The following is a 14,016-nucleotide window of genomic DNA, read 5'->3' as shown; positions in this document are numbered from 1 at the left end:
CCACTGGGTGCCGCGCATGTCCGGCCCCGACGTCCGCGTCGTCATACACGCCGACCCCACCGACTGCCAGTAGCCCGCAGCAACACCCCACCGTCTCCCGTCCGCGCCGGTGCACCCCTCGACCCGGCGCGGACGGGTAAGGCCCTCACCCGAGGGCGTCGTCCACAAGGAGGAAGCATGACCATCGCGTTAGACCGTCCCGTGGGCTCCACCGACCCGGCCACGCTCGTCGGCCCCGAGGTGATGGAGAGCCTGAGCGCCCGCATCACCAAGGACCACCCCGACATCGACCGGGCCACCGCGCGGCGCATCGTCGCCCAGGCCGCCGCGTTCCTGGCCGCCAGCGCCCAGCGCTCCGGGGACGAACTGTCGCCGAGCAAGCTGGTGGACATCGGCTGGCACACCTGGATCCTCCACACCGTCGACTACGCCCTCTTCTGCGAGCAGGTCGCCGGGCGGTTCATCCACCACGTCCCCACCGAGGACGGCCAGCAGGCCGACGGCGGACCAGAGGCGGCGCTCAAGCGCACCCTCGCCGCCATCACCCAGGCGGGATTCACGATCGACCCCGACCTGTGGCCTGCAGCCGCCAAGATGGGCGAGTGCTCCCAGTGCCACGCTGGGTGCAGCGACAGCCCCAACGGCGGCAAGAAGAGCAAGTAGGCACCAGCCCGCCAGCCGCCCGGCGGTATGCCGGGCGGCTGGCCCCGCGAACGGAGCAGCAGGTGACGAACACCGCGTGGGACACCTACTCGAAGCAGAAGCCCGAGCGGCGGGCGACGAACGCCAGCGGCGAGACAACCTGGTTCAACTGGACCCAGTACGCCGATCACGGCCCCGGCGCCGAAGTCCTCGGCATCCGCCCCGGTGCGACCGTGCTGGACCTCGGGTGCGGCAAGGGCGGCAACCTCGCCCACATCGCCGCACTCGGCGCCCGCGCGGTCGGCGTCGACGTGTCCCTCGCCCAGCTGAAGGCCGCCGAAGCGCGCTGGGCGGACGCCGGCTTGGTGCTGCACCGCACGGACGCGGTCCGTTTCCTAACCGAGAGCGGCGAGCACTTCGACGCGATCTACTCCGTGTTCGGCGCCGCCTGGTTCACGAACCCGACGGAGCTCCTGCCCGCGATCCGCAAGCGGCTGCGCCCCGGCGGCGTGCTCGCCTTCTCCCAGCGGCCGGCGATCGAGGGCTGTTACGGCTGCCAGGCCTCGTACATCAACCGGTCCGAGGACGAGGACCCGCTCGTCGTGAAGCGCTGGGACTACGGACCCGCGCGGTGGGTGGAGATCCTGCACCAGCACGGCTTTACTGCGGCCACAGCCCGTGTCTTGCCCGCCCCGCCCGGCCCGCGGAGAATCGGCACGCTGCTCGTCCGCGCCCACAGCTGAGGCGCCTCGATCGCGGTCATGCGTTCCGTGATCCGCTGTGAGCGGGTGGACGTCGTGGGGCTCACCAGCCAGCTGGACATGTGGCTGGACGACGAAGGGCTCTACAACCACCCGGTCAACAAGCTGGCGACGGTGCTGGCGTTCCGTTTCGGCTTCACCTACCAGGACTACCACGGGCCCGTCCTGCTGACCGGCGGCGCGGACGCCGAGGGCGAGACGGTGCGCTCAGCAAGGACAAGGTCCTGGCTCTGCTCACCAGCCTCGAAGAGCTCTGAGAACCACGGCCGGAGCAGCCCCACGGCTGCTCCGGCCCCCGGGTGCGGCCCGCCCGCTGCGCCCCATCCCGGCGGCGGGGGAGTGGCGCCCCCCGCAACCGAAAACACCCACCCTTCGAGGGGAGCCCAGCATGTCGGTCACCTTCACCGCCGAACTCGCTGGCGAGCCGGTGAACATGGCGAACTCCAACGCTGCCCGCGTGCTGGGCACGCTTGGATATGCCGAGCTGTACGGCGACAAGGATGCCCAGCTTTTCCTCGGCCGCGTCCTGCTCGCGCTCGCCCTGGACCCAGAGGACGCCGGGCGCCCCGCCGTTACGGACGGCCGCTTCACCGACTGCGGCCGCTCCCGGGGCTACACCGGGGCGCGGCTGTACGAGCTCGCCGAGTACGCCCGGGCCCGGGGTCTGCGCGTCACCTGGGGCTGACGCCCTCGGCCGCCCGCCCCCTCCGGGGCGAGGCCGCCCCACTGGCGGTGGGGAGTGGCACCCCCGCCGCGGCGACCGAGCCGATGAACGGTGCTCAATCTCAGGTGTGCAGAACGGCATTGGCCGTGGTTACGAAGGCATCGCAGGCTGCCTGGGCTGCCTTACCGCGTTCGAGCATGTCGGCTCTGTCATCCGTTCGTATGATCATGCTCGTCAATTCCAGCACGGTGCTGGCTTGCTCAGCGAGCTGATGCACATCTGCCCGGCTGCTGACTAGTGCCGGATCAGGCAACGTTCGCCCTGTCGACGACGGCGCGTAGGCGCCGGTCGTCGGCATGGCGGTTTCGCCAGATGATGTAGCGGCGGATCATGCTCGCCTGTTCTTTGTGGTCGGCATGGTCTGTGCCGTCGAGGGTGAAGTAGCGCAGGGCCGTGAACTGGGCCTCGATCCGGTTGAGCCAGGAGGAGTTCGTTGGGGTGTAGGCGATCTCGACGTTGTTCGCCGCCGCCCAGGTGCCGACCCGTTGGCACTTCCTCGTGGTCAGGTGCGGGGAAAAGTTGTCGCAGACGATCGCGATGCGGACGTTGTCCGGGTAGAGGCTGCGCAGGTAGCGGCAGAACTCCAGGAACTGCGTCCGCCTCTTGATCGGCTTGATGTGGCCGTAGATTTTGTCTTTGGCCAGGTCCAGGGCGGCGAACAGGTGCCGCACCCCGCCGTAGCGGTTGTAGGTCGCCCGGCGCCGGCGGCGTGGTTCACGGTCGGGGTTCTTGTGCTTGCCGCCGCGCTCGGCCCATTGGCGGCCCGGGTGGGGCATCGGGTTGAGCGGCCCGAACTCATCCAGGCAGAAGATGACTTCAGGCTCACCTTCCTCGGGTATGACCTCGCCGTCTGCGATCGCGTAGAGGTGCTCGACGCGGGCCTTCTTGGCCGCGTAGTCCGGATCGCGGGAGGTCTTCCAGGTCTTCAGGCGTTGAAAGGATTCCCAATGAAGTTGTCAAGCCGGTCTGGCTACTCACTGTGAGCGTGTCAGCCCAGTGGAATGGGGTTCGGGGGCGCCGTGATTTCGAAGGTGCGGCCGTCGCGTATGAGGGCCCACAGCACGTTCAGTCGACGGCGCGCGAGTGCGATGACGGCTTGCTGGTGCCCCTTGCCCTCGGCCTTCTTCCGTTCGTAGAACGCCTTCGAGGTGGGGCAGCACCGGGCAGCGACCATGGCGGACATGTAGAAGACTCGCATCAGGCGTCGGCAGTAGCGTCGTGGCCGGCGCATGTTGCCGCTGATCCGTCCCGAGTCCTTCGGGACCGGCGCCCAGGCCCGCGACACCGGCGAGCCGGTCGGAGCTTCCGTAGACGCTCATATCGCCGCCGGTGTGGGCGATGAACTCGGCGCCGAGGATGGGACCGATGCCGGGCATGCTCAGGATGACCTCGGCGTGCGGGTGTTCGCGAAACCGGCCCTCGATCAGGGCATCGGTCTCAGCAATCTCCTCATCGAGGGCCATCACCTCCCTGGCCAGCTTGGCCACCACGGCGGCGGCCAGCTTCTCCCCGGGAACGACGGCGTGCTGAGCCTCGGCGGCCGCGACCGCGGCGGCTGCGACGACGTTGAAGTTGCGGACCTTGCGGTTCTTCAGCCAGACCGCGAGCCGACTCTTGCCAACGCGTCGCAGGGCGCTGGGAGTCTGGTAGCCGGTCAGCAGCACCAGCGAGGCCTTGGAGGTGCTGTAGTCGAAGGCTCGTTCCAGGGCGGGGAAGTACTCCAGCATCTGGGCCCGCATCCGGTTGATCGCCCTCGTTCGGTCAGCCGCCAGGTCCAGGCGCCGCGAGGTGAGGATCCGCAGGTCGACGGAGATGTCGTCCCCCCGGTGCATGGTCTGCAGGTCGCGGCGCATGCGGGCCTGGTCGGCGATGACGAAGGCGTCCTTCGCGTCGGTCTTCCCGTTGCCCCGGTAGGAGCCGGAGGCGTGGTGCACGGTCCGGCCGGGGATGTAGAGGATCTTCTGTCCGTTGTCAGTCAGAAGGGCGATCATCAGCGCGGCTCCGCCGGCGTTGAGGTCGATCGCCCAAGTCACCGGCTCGCCCTCGCTCAACGCGAGAACATCTGCAATCAGCTGGAGCAGCGTGTCCTCGTCGTTGGCGACCCGCCTCGACAGTCTCCGCTTTCCGCCGGTGTCGATCACCGTGCAGTGGTGCTCTGCCTTGCCCGCATCCGTTCCGGCCCACAGTTCGGGCACGGCCACCTCCGAAGTCGTTCCAGCACCGGTCCCTGCAGACGACCTCGCCAACGTGTCCTTACCAAGCGATCTTGTCGCGCGCATCCCAATGAGTGGTCGAGTCGTCGCGGGATGCCAGGCGGCCAATCCTTTCAAGCCACCGACGGGCTGGAGACGCACAGCCACACCCGACATCCCTGGGTTTCCCGATCCTACGAGTGACCGGAATCAACCCACCAACAACGTAAGGAGACGCCCTCCTCGCGGAGCAGGATGCGCAGGCCCTCGTGGCTGATGTCGTCGACCACCCCCTCGGCGACCAGGAAGTCCGCCAGCTTGGTCAGGCTCCAGGTCGAAAACGGCAGGTCGTGCTCGGTCGGCTTCGACTTCGCGATCTTCTTGATCTCGCGTCGCTCGGGCAGAGTGAACGTCTTGGGGCGGCCGCCCTTGTACTTCGGATACAGCGACTCGAAGCCGTCGGCGTTGAAGTTGTGGATCACGTCCCTCACCCGGTCATCGCTGGTGAACGACACCTCGGCGATCTTCGCCACCGGCATGCCCTGCGCAGACAGCAGCATCATCTGGGCCCGCCGCCAGGTCACCACCGACCCGGTGCCCCTGCGGATGATCCGCAGCAGCCGCCGCCCCTCATCGTCATCGATCTCACGTACGCGTACTCGTTCTGCCACCCCGACAGGGTGATGGCCACACGCCGCCCGGCACAGCACCCGGACGGCGCGTCACATCACAACAGGGCAAACGTTGCCTGATCCGGCACTAGTAGACTGTCGCGGCTAATGTTTGGGGTAGAGGTGGCGCAGTTTGATGCGTGCGTCGTGGGTGGTGAACTGCCAGTTCACCTGACGTTGGTCGGTGTTGGTGGCGTTTTGCCAGGCTGAGAGTTCGGCGTTGAGGGTGTGGAGGTCGCCGATCCGGCGGTCGAGGCATTGCCGGGTCAGTGCGGAGAGTTCGATCTCGGCGATGTTGAGCCATGACCCGTGTTTGGGTGTGTGGTGGATCTCCAGGCGCTGGGCCAGGGCGAAGGCTCTTGTGGTTCGAATGCTTCGTACAGTGAGGCGAAGCCGTGGGTGTTGAGGTTGTCCATCACCAGCACCACGGCCTCGGCGTCGGGGTAGTCCACGCTCAGTAACTGCTTGACCTGGCCGGCCCAGTCGATCCGGGTCCGCTGGGGCAGGGCCTGGGCTCGACGCCACCCCCGCAGTGGTTCGGCCCACACGAAGATTGAGCAGGTGCCGCAGCGGATGTACTCGCTGTCCTGGCACGCGTCGTGACCAGGGCGGGCCGGCAGCGGGTCGCGGGCATGGGCGAGGAGTTGGTAGGGCTTCTCGTCCATGCACACCACCGGACGTGCCGGGTCGTAGGGCCGGGCATAGACGGCCAGGACGTCTTCCATCCGGGCCGCGAACTCCGCGTTCGCTCGTGGCGGGATGGTCCAGCACTTCCTCAGATGAGGACGCAGTTCCGTTTTTTAAGATCCGTCCGATGGTGGAGTGGTCCAGATCGGGGATGTCCTCGACCAGCGCGACGTGCTTCTCCAGCAGCCGCAGCGACCACCGGGTATAGCCCTGGGGTGGCTGTGAGCACGCCATCGCGATCAGCCGGGCTTCGACCTCGCCCGTCACCGGCGAGGGCACCGGCGGCAGGTCGCGCTTCTTACGCGCGATCGTGGCGTGAACATCGCCACCGGTCTCGGCGAAACGCTTGGCGACCAGCCGCAGCGTCTCGCCCGAGACCCCGACCCGGGCAGCGATCGCATCCTGCGAGCCGATCTCACCCGTAGAGGTATCCAGCGCGAGCAGCACCCGCGCTCGCCTGATCACCGATGCCGGATGGACCCCCGTCGTGGTCACCCGAACCAGCTCTTCACGATCGGCCGCGGTCAGCACCACCGGCCTCTCCTTCTGCGAACCCATCGCACCAACTCCCGTCCGGCAGAAGAAAAGGAACCTCTACCGGACGCCACCATCCCAACCAAACAGCCCAAAATTAAGCAACGACACGCTACTAGGCTGCGGCTTGACGCTCGCCCTCGTGCATCCAGGCGATGACGTCAAAGACTCGCAGTGCTGCGATGTCGTCACCGATTCCAGCCTTCTCGCGCAGCCGGAGCAATTGCCGGTACAGCGCCATCTCGTCTGCCTGCAGCGCTTGACGCAGCGCAGCCCAGAAGGTGTTGTCCACCTTCGGGCGCTCCAGGAGGGACTTGACTCGGATGTCGTACACCGGGATCAATCGGGGGCGCTTGCGGGCAAGTAGCTTTCCCGCGACGACCGGCCCGACTCCGTCCGGCTTGTTGGGGTACTTCTCGGCATTACGGAGACATTCCCACAGCTGCCATGCTGGCCGCCTTCCGCAACGAGCGGGGCGCTGTCGGGATCCTCCAGCCGAGCGCTGCGCGGGATGGCCGACAACAGTCGCGCCCAGTGGCCGTCCGGGTCGGTCAGGAGGTCGACCGCGCCATGTCCACGCACGTGGACGCCAAGCATCGTGATCGCGACAAGGTCGTCGCTCGTGAAACGGTTCGCGTCTGCTTCATTGTCACCGCCGCCGCCGAGCCGCTCGAAGTATGCCCCGGAGTAGTACAAGGTCGCCCTTGGCGCGCCGCCGCGTGAAGTACTCCACCAAAAGACGCACGGCTTCGTTGTCATTCCAATAGATCGCAGGAATATTGAGCTCGGCCATGACTCCCCCCCCCAATGGATCTTCGTGTGGCTGATCAGGAGCATGCTACTGCTGATGCGGCGGAGAGGAAGGGTTCGCAGCAGCACCAGTCCGACTGCGGTTGTAGATCCCGAGGGCGCCGGGACAGTGGAATCGTGGGGTCGCAATAGGCGAGGATTTCGATAGTGCGCACGTTCCGCGCGAAGTAACCTTCGTCCAGAAGCCGCAATTTCCTGGGACCAGTTGCGGCTGCCCCTGCGCAGGTACGAATGGCGGCCTGCCGTGGAGGAGGGTGAACTCGTCGATCAGGTCCGCTTACATCAAGCCAGGGCGCACAAAGCGGGCTGGTTCGGTGAGGACTTGGGTAGCGTGGTCGAGGTCGGCGAGGCGTGCTGTGACAGTCCGCTGTTGATCACTGAGTTAGCAGTTTCCTGACCTGTGGATACAGTGATCGTTTCCGGATTTCGTGCTCTGGTGTGGCGCTGCTCTGGGCAGGGGTCTTCATAGGGCGGAGATGTTGGGAAGGCCGCTGAGCTGCGAATGTAGTGATCGTTTCGGATTGTAGTGATCGTCGCGAAATTTCCCTTTCTCGGTGGGCTGTGGTCTGCCCTCTGTGGGAGTGATCTCTGCTGTCGTTCCGTGCCGCGCACGCAGCTGATTTGGCTGCCTCTGGAGTGGAGCCAACCGACGGGCCGAGGCCCTGGATGCCAAGCAACAGACCTCCCGTCTCTCCCGCCGCAGCCCAGCACGTTGACGCCACGGAGGACGAAGGGGCCGACATCGTCATCTACCCAGCCAGCGTTCGCGGCGTGCCGCCCGGCGTACAGAGTGCGGAGGCCATTCCCGCGGGACGTTTCGCCGGCTGCCCGGGCACGCCGGGCGGGCAGCTCTGCCTCGCCGCGCTCGGCAATCCGTCCGACTCGCACGTCCGAACTCCTGGAGGGCGTCGGCGTGGTGCTGCAGCTGGACGAAGAGCCCTGATGCGACCGTCGCGGCGTCCTGCGGGGTGTAGAGGGACCACAGGCCCGACAGCGCGGTCACCCTAGCCTGGGTCGTCTCCTTCGCCGCGCAGACCATCTCCACCGAGTCCCGGGGATCGTGCATTCCGTACTCGACCGTGCAACGGACCTCCCCGACGAGGTCGTTGGGCTCGTGCACGGCCCGCTCGTACACCTCATCAGAACCCGGCCTGGCTGGCCCCACGCTCCCTCTGCCCCCGCGGAGGTGACCTTTCACCGACCGGGGCCGGACGGTCGGCGCCCGGGCATACAGTGTCGGGAGCTCGCTCCCGGGGTGCGGGCGGCGGCCGCAGGCCGAAGGCGGGGGGGCATGGACAGCAGCGAGTACGACGAGTACGAGGCCATTGTCAGAGTCCGCAAGGGTGCGCGTTTCACGCGGTCGAGTAAGACCGCGGGCGCTCATCGCGGCATGACACGTGACCCCGACACCAACGAGAGGGGTAATGCCGAGATTTTCTTGAAGGAGGAGAACGAGCCGGATCCGGTGGCAGCGTGCCCGCAGGGCTGGCCCGACTCTGACCAGTACGAATCGGAGGCCCGGGAGCAGGAGCGTCGAGAGAACGCGGAGTTCTTCGCCGAGGTCGTCCTCCAGATCGGCCTCAAAGTGGCGGAGAAGGCCGCGCCGCACGTCAGGAAGTGGTGGTCTGAACAAGCGCTTCCGGCAATGAAGACGAAGTGGAACGACCAGGCGCTCCCGTCCGTGAAGGCGAAGTGGACCAGCGTGCGAAGTCGCACCAGTGACCGCCGGGCAGAGGTCGCAGAGGACCTGCAGGAAGCCGTCAGCGTTTCAGGCGATCAGCGAAAGACCATGAGCGGCGCAGAGGCGCGGAAGCGGTTGTCTGCTGCGGTGATGGCCAGGATCTACAGCGATGGGCAGCTACGGCTGGTGCGCAACGCCCGGGTCGTGGACGAGGGGGAGGACGGTCCGGTCGAGGTGGGGGCGACGGACGACCTCACGCCCCAGCGCATCGGGGAGTACGTCGCGTTGATGCTCGAGGCGAACCCTTCGCTGCTCGGCGAGGATACTCTGGCCGAACTCGGGAGGCTTGTCGCGAACATTCGAGCCGACGGCGGCCACGTTCCCATCCCGAGAGCGGAAGGTGTGCTGCCCCACGACAAGGGGAGCGACTGACGAGGGGGCGACCGCGGTGGGCTGAGCCCCGGTCGGAGAGCCAGCTCGTCGGACCCGTCGAAGAACCGCCCTTAGAACGGTCCGCGGCCTCGACGCCAGCGCTGGGCAGTCGAAGACGATACGGGCACCCTCCCGTGCCACATCCTCGGCGGTCGCGGCCACCTCCAGCAGGTCCCGCAGTTCCGGCATCCGCAGGCCCTGCGCCCACTCGGCGGCCCGGGCGTCGCCCGGCGCCAGCACAGCGGGCACGGCAGATGCCGGTGAACGGTGCGCCACGAGGCGAGATTCACAGGCGAGGCCAAGCCAGATTTGGGCCCGCGAGGCGGCGCACTCGTCCTCCGGCGCAGATGCAGGACCGCGCCCCTGCCGACCCGGGCGGGGCCCAGGCTCCTGACAGCCCGTGCCGACATGGAGTGCGCGGGCCAGACTCCGGGCCCCGTGACGGGATCAGGAGTACGGCCGGAGTCGTCCCAGCCTGGTGCCGCAGGCGGCCCTGCCTCGGCACCAGGCTCCGCCGAGGCGGAGCGCACCCTCCACGACGGAAAGTTTGACGAGACTGCGGTTTCCGGTGGGCGCGAGCCGTGCTGCCGAGCACGGGCGGGGCCGTGAGGACCGGCACGGGCAATTCCAACGGCGGGCGGGCAGGACTCCGCATGCTCAACGACGCCGGCCGACCCGCCACGGACCTTCGACGAGGAAGCCGTTCTTCGATGTACTGACGACGCGGATCGATGCGCGATCAGGCGGAACAGCGGTGGTGCTCAGTCAATTGAGGTCTTTTCTCACGGTATTGTTCGTACCGTTTCCCGCTGGGTTGTCAGTGCCCGCTCCTAGTCTCTGAGGCATGGCATCAGCGAGGCCCAAGCGGCCGGTCACTGAACTCCCGGGCGATCCCGGCCGTCTTCACCTGCACTACGGTCACGGACATCCCGCAGTACCGTACGACTACGAGGACACTCTGGAGTCCTGGTACGTCGCGATCACCTACGGGACGGCGGGTGACGAGGAGTGGGAGGACGAAGAGGGCGGGGATAGCCGCGCTCCGGCCGCGGGCACCGAGATCGGGCACCTGATCCTGTGGAGGCTGCGTGACTACACAGGGGGCAACCGATGGGAGGTCGCAGATGCCGAATCCGGCGATCTCGAGGTCATCGTCTCGGCTGTTCTCGGCCGAGCCGGCCGCACGGGTTACAGTGCCGCGTTCGAGAAGGCGGTCACCCACCCCGTCGGCGATCTGCTGATCCTCGACCGTGTCAGCCTCGACACGGCGTGGAGGGGTTTCGGGCTGGGCCCCGTCCTGGCCGCTGAGGCGATCCGCCGTCTGTCCGGTGGTTGTTGTGCGGTAGCGGCGTTCCCCGCCATGGGCGAGTACCCCAAGGACCGCGAGCAGGCCACGGAGACCTATCGCCGCCAGGCGAAGAAGAAGATCGCCGCACTGTGGGAGAGCATCGGCTTCCAGCCGTTCCGCCGCGGGGTGTGGGTCCTGGACACCGCTCTGTGCCAGCCAGAGGAACTCATGCTGGTCCGTCGCGCTGAACTGCACGCGCTCGGCGCAGCCTTCCGACGGTCCGGTCTGTCTGAGAGCGGCCCGGCGGACGTTACGGCTGTCGCAGAAGACGACGCCAAGGCGTCGGCGAGGCCGCGTACGATCTGACCCTTCCTACGAGCGCTCCATCGCACAGCTGGGCAGGAACACCAAGGGGAAGAGGAGGAGTGGGAAACCATGGGGGAGAGGGAGCCGGTGGACGAGGACATCCAGGATGCGCTGGACTGGGCACGACAGCGCCTCAAGGAGATGGGCGTCTTCGAGGCGCAGGACGGACTGCGGTGGGCAGCGGCCCACGGCCTCGTCCAGGCCGTGTGGCGCAACGGCCCGATCGAGGACGCGCACGCCTCCCGTCCAACCGGCCGGCGCAAGGCACTGCACGACGGGACGATGTTCGCCCGCAATACCTGGCTCACCCGGCAGGCGTTCGAAGCCCTGGGCTCCGACGACCAGTTCCGTCTCTATGAACTGGAGGACCTGGTCCTGGACCGGGACATGGTCTGGCCGGGATGCGAGGGGACCCTGACGGACTTCGGTTGGGGATTCCTCGGAGAGATCAAGAAGCACGTGAAACAGCGCATCGACATGCTCAGGCACTTCGAGAAGAGACTGCCGCCTGACGACTTCCTTGTCTTCGTCGGCGCTCCTCAGCTCGGGACTCACGCCGACCACTACGGTATGCCGAAATGGGCTGCCTGTGTGGACGCGGCGATGCGGCGACTGCGCGGCGAGGACGAGGATTTCCTGCGCACACGAGGCGACTTGATGACCCGTATCGGCCCTGCTCCGGCTGCTATCACCGCGGACCTTGAGGCAACCGGGAAACTGCTGCTGGAGTCCCCGTGGGAACTGGGCGCCGAGAACCTGGATTGGTTCGCCTGGAACCCGATCCTGCAACCACCGGGCACGACACCCTAACCTCGATCTTGCATGACGGTCCGTCGGTTCTTCCGTCGGGCCGTTTCGCTGTTCTGGCCTGGTTGTGTGATTGCTGGCCCGGCTGTCGCGTCGGGTGGGCGCCGGGTTCCACTGCTCCGGTGGGGTGATGCTGCTCGGAGGGACTCGAAGGTGCTGGTCAGCCTGGGTTCGGCAGGGCTTGGAGCCGGTCGGCCGCTGCGCTGATCACGTCGGTCCAGGGCCAGTGCGCCGCGAGGCGGAGGTAGCGGCGGCGGCCGGTGGTGATGAGTTGTGCGGCGGCTGAGAACAGGCGGAGGCGAAGTTTCTTCGGTTCCCAGCGGCGGGTCTTGCCGGTCAGGGCGAGCATCGGCATCCAGGCCAGCAGGTCCAGGGCGAGCTGGACGATCTCCAGCCAGATCTGGTTCTGCGCGAAGCCGTGCAAGGGAAGATTGCGCAGGCCGGTGGAGCGGGCGTCTCGGATGCGGTCCTCGCAGCGGGCGCGCTGGCGGTGGCGCAGTTCGAGCCCGGCGATCGCCTCGCCGGGGGTGTTGGTGGCGAAGCAGGTCAGGCGCATGCCGTCGGCGTCGGTGAAGCGGAGTTGGGCTCCGGGGTGCGGGCGCTCTTTGCGGACGATCAGCCGCATCCCCTTCGGCCACCCCTTCAGGCAGTCCCCGTCGATCTCGGCCACCCAGGCGCCGTCGCGGACCTCGCCGCCGGGCTCGACGGCCGGCGTCCAGGCCGATGCCGGGACCTTCAGCACAGCCTGGTGGATGGCGTCGGTGATGGTCATGCCGACCGAGTACGACAGCCACCGGCCCCGCGCCGCGAGCCAGTTGACGAACTCATGGGTGCCTCCCCCGGAGTCGGTGCGGACCAGGGTGCGGTGCCCGCGCCGGAACCTCTTCGGGAGCTGGGCCAGGGCCAGTTGGGTGGCGGTGATGTGGTCGGCGGCGGTGTTGCTGCCCGCGTTTCCCGCTCTGAGCAGGCCCGCCACCGGCTCACCGGCACCATCCGCCCCGTGGTCGACGAACCCCATGATCGGATGGTGGCCGAACGTCCGCTTCCAGGTCGCCGCGGCGTCCTGCTTGTCCGAGTGCGCGATCACCAGCACTCCGTCCAGGTCGACGATCACTTGTCCGCCGCTGTCGGGGGCGGCGTCGCCGGCCAGGGCCCAGACATGTTCGCGGACGTCAGCGCGGGCCCGGCGGATCGCGGTCAGCGCGCGCTTCCCGCTGGCGAGCGTGTCGATGAGGCGAGAGACCGTCGGGTCGGAGGCCACCGCCCCGAACACCGCCGGCTCGGCCCGCAGCATGGCGACATCGGACAGGCAGTCCCCGCCCAGCGCCACCGCGAGCGCCACATCGAGCAGGATCTTGCCCGGATCATGCACCGTCCGCGTCTTGCGCCACGGTGCCAACGCCGCCGATATCGCCGTATCCAGGCCGCTCTTGCGGACCGTCTCCACCAACAGCACGGCCCCGGCCTGCGAGACCGCTCCGCGGCCACCGCCCTCGACACGGACACGGGGGTACGACCCGATACTCTTCTTCACCTGAGGAGTGCAGCTTTCCTGACGACGAACAGGACCCTAGACAAGTCCCATCGTCCCAGGTCAGAGGCACTCCTCGCTTTGATCAAGCCTCGGACACTCACACTCGCGAAAGCGCGAGGTTAGCTCCGCACTCGCCGGGATGCTGCGGGACCGGCCGGACTTCGCCCGAGCCCGGTTGTCGTTCTGCCGCGGCACCACGGTCACCTGCCGTTCGGCGATCGCGATGTCGTCGTGCCGCAGGCCGAGGGCCTCGCCGATACGGACCCCGGTGTCCAGGAGCAGGGCGAACAGCAGCCGGTCCCGCAGGCGTTAGCAGGCGTCCAGGATCTTCTGGACCTGGGCGGCGGTCAGGACGCGGGGGTGCTTCCGGCCGTTCTTGAGCTTGATCGTCCGGGTCCGCTCGGGTTTGCCGGAGGCGATGTGCCGCAGGAACGGCTTGTAGGAGGTGGCCGACGATCGGTGCCGTCCGGCCGGGCGCATCGTCATCAGCAGGTCGGCGACCTCGATGCCGCTGCCGTTGATCTTCTTCCCGCCGTCGAAGCCCCGCGAGATTGTGGGCACTGATGCGGCTGCCTTGACGGACTGTGCGTCAATAATCCCCGCCGTCGGCTCCGCCTCGCGTCCCTCCCGCTCACGGACCCGGCCGCGCAGCCGGTCGTGGAACTCGTTGATCAGCCCGTGCTCGCGCCAGCGGCGGAAGAAGGCATACACCCGACCCCAGTCGGGGAAGTCCGCGGGCATCGCCCGCCACGAGATTCCGCCCGCGACCAGGTACCGGATCGCGTCCAGCATCCAATGCCACGAAGTTAAGGCCCTGTTGGCGGTGTCAAGGCATCAGGGAGAGTGATCTTGTAGGTGCTCGGCGCGGTGCGGATGAGACGGCCGTT

Annotated in this window: 11 protein-coding genes and 6 pseudogenes; 7 read left to right on the top strand and 10 right to left on the bottom strand. The window is 67.6% G+C overall.

The genetic code is table 11. From position 1 onward, the window contains the following. The first annotated feature begins 177 nt into the window (after nt 1–177). The 4 genes and pseudogenes from AB0M62_RS32545 (at nt 178) to AB0M62_RS32530 (ending at nt 2,088) form a co-directional block, all read left to right on the top strand. Nucleotides 178–663 carry a hypothetical protein gene (locus AB0M62_RS32545; RefSeq protein WP_366077940.1) on the top strand — a complete coding sequence of 162 codons (486 nt, stop codon included), beginning with the start codon at nt 178–180 and terminating at the stop codon, nt 661–663. 62 nt (nt 664–725) lie between these two features. Further along, a complete protein-coding gene (locus tag AB0M62_RS32540) occupies nt 726–1,385 on the top strand; it encodes a class I SAM-dependent methyltransferase (protein WP_366077939.1) in 660 nt (219 codons plus the stop codon). 18 nt (nt 1,386–1,403) lie between these two features. Then, nucleotides 1,404–1,547 (top strand): annotated as a pseudogene (locus AB0M62_RS32535) (hypothetical protein); the annotation flags it as partial. A gap of 244 nt (nt 1,548–1,791) precedes the next feature. Next, entirely contained in the window at nt 1,792–2,088 is a 297-nt protein-coding gene (locus AB0M62_RS32530; RefSeq protein WP_366077957.1) for a hypothetical protein, read from the top strand. A 284-nt stretch (nt 2,089–2,372) separates the two neighbouring features. On the opposite strand, the pseudogene AB0M62_RS32525 reads toward AB0M62_RS32530, so the two are convergent. From AB0M62_RS32525 to AB0M62_RS32495, 7 genes and pseudogenes are all read right to left on the bottom strand, one after another. After that, nucleotides 2,373–3,068, bottom strand: a pseudogene (locus AB0M62_RS32525) (transposase); the annotation flags it as partial. Between the two features lie 47 nt (nt 3,069–3,115). Further along, a pseudogene (locus AB0M62_RS32520) lies at nt 3,116–4,328 on the bottom strand (IS110 family transposase). 221 nt (nt 4,329–4,549) lie between these two features. Further along, nucleotides 4,550–4,990, bottom strand: a pseudogene (locus AB0M62_RS32515) (helix-turn-helix domain-containing protein); the annotation flags it as partial. Between the two features lie 266 nt (nt 4,991–5,256). After that, nucleotides 5,257–5,655 (bottom strand): transposase, encoded by a 399-nt coding sequence (locus AB0M62_RS32510; protein ID WP_366077956.1) that lies wholly within the window; start codon nt 5,653–5,655, stop codon nt 5,257–5,259. Between the two features lie 196 nt (nt 5,656–5,851). Continuing rightward, a pseudogene (locus tag AB0M62_RS32505) lies at nt 5,852–6,235 on the bottom strand (helix-turn-helix domain-containing protein); the annotation flags it as partial. Nucleotides 6,236–6,326: 91 nt separating this feature from the next. Beyond that, complete coding sequence (locus AB0M62_RS32500) at nt 6,327–6,746, bottom strand: DUF6308 family protein (protein WP_366077955.1); 420 nt, start codon at nt 6,744–6,746, stop codon at nt 6,327–6,329. Then, nucleotides 6,737–6,970: pseudogene (locus tag AB0M62_RS32495) on the bottom strand (DUF6308 family protein); the annotation flags it as partial. The gene AB0M62_RS32500 and the pseudogene AB0M62_RS32495, both read right to left, overlap by 10 nt. A 1,342-nt stretch (nt 6,971–8,312) precedes the next feature. On the opposite strand from AB0M62_RS32495, the gene AB0M62_RS32490 reads away from it, so the two are divergent. The 3 genes from AB0M62_RS32490 to AB0M62_RS32480 all read left to right on the top strand — a co-directional run bounded on the left by AB0M62_RS32490 (nt 8,313) and on the right by AB0M62_RS32480 (nt 11,598). Next, nucleotides 8,313–9,134, top strand: coding sequence for a hypothetical protein (locus tag AB0M62_RS32490; protein ID WP_366077938.1), 822 nt, complete (start codon nt 8,313–8,315; stop codon nt 9,132–9,134). A gap of 844 nt (nt 9,135–9,978) precedes the next feature. Further along, the gene (locus AB0M62_RS32485; RefSeq protein WP_366077937.1) at nt 9,979–10,788 is read left to right on the top strand and encodes a hypothetical protein; all 810 of its coding nucleotides are present in this window, start codon (nt 9,979–9,981) and stop codon (nt 10,786–10,788) included. A gap of 69 nt (nt 10,789–10,857) precedes the next feature. Continuing rightward, on the top strand, nt 10,858–11,598 hold the full coding sequence (locus AB0M62_RS32480) for a hypothetical protein (RefSeq protein ID WP_366077936.1): 741 nt from the start codon (nt 10,858–10,860) through the stop codon (nt 11,596–11,598). 157 nt (nt 11,599–11,755) lie between these two features. Here the strand turns inward: AB0M62_RS32480 and AB0M62_RS32475 are convergent, their stop codons facing one another. Genes AB0M62_RS32475 through AB0M62_RS32465 form a run of 3 tightly spaced genes read right to left on the bottom strand, consistent with a single transcriptional unit; the run spans nt 11,756 to nt 13,921 of the window. After that, nucleotides 11,756–13,129 carry an IS1380 family transposase gene (locus tag AB0M62_RS32475; RefSeq protein WP_366077935.1) on the bottom strand — a complete coding sequence of 458 codons (1,374 nt, stop codon included), beginning with the start codon at nt 13,127–13,129 and terminating at the stop codon, nt 11,756–11,758. A gap of 60 nt (nt 13,130–13,189) precedes the next feature. Then, nucleotides 13,190–13,423, bottom strand: coding sequence for a tyrosine-type recombinase/integrase (locus tag AB0M62_RS32470; RefSeq protein ID WP_366077954.1), 234 nt, complete (start codon nt 13,421–13,423; stop codon nt 13,190–13,192). A 15-nt stretch (nt 13,424–13,438) separates the two neighbouring features. Beyond that, nucleotides 13,439–13,921 carry a transposase gene (locus tag AB0M62_RS32465; protein WP_366077934.1) on the bottom strand — a complete coding sequence of 161 codons (483 nt, stop codon included), beginning with the start codon at nt 13,919–13,921 and terminating at the stop codon, nt 13,439–13,441. Nucleotides 13,922–14,016 lie beyond the last annotated feature (95 nt).

The sequence above is a fragment of the Streptomyces sp. NPDC051219 genome (genome assembly GCF_040682335.1).
In the GTDB taxonomy this organism is placed as follows: Bacteria; Actinomycetota; Actinomycetes; order Streptomycetales; family Streptomycetaceae; genus Streptomyces.
Note: the sequence above shows the minus strand (reverse complement) of the source record. Positions and strands in the feature narration are given on the sequence as shown.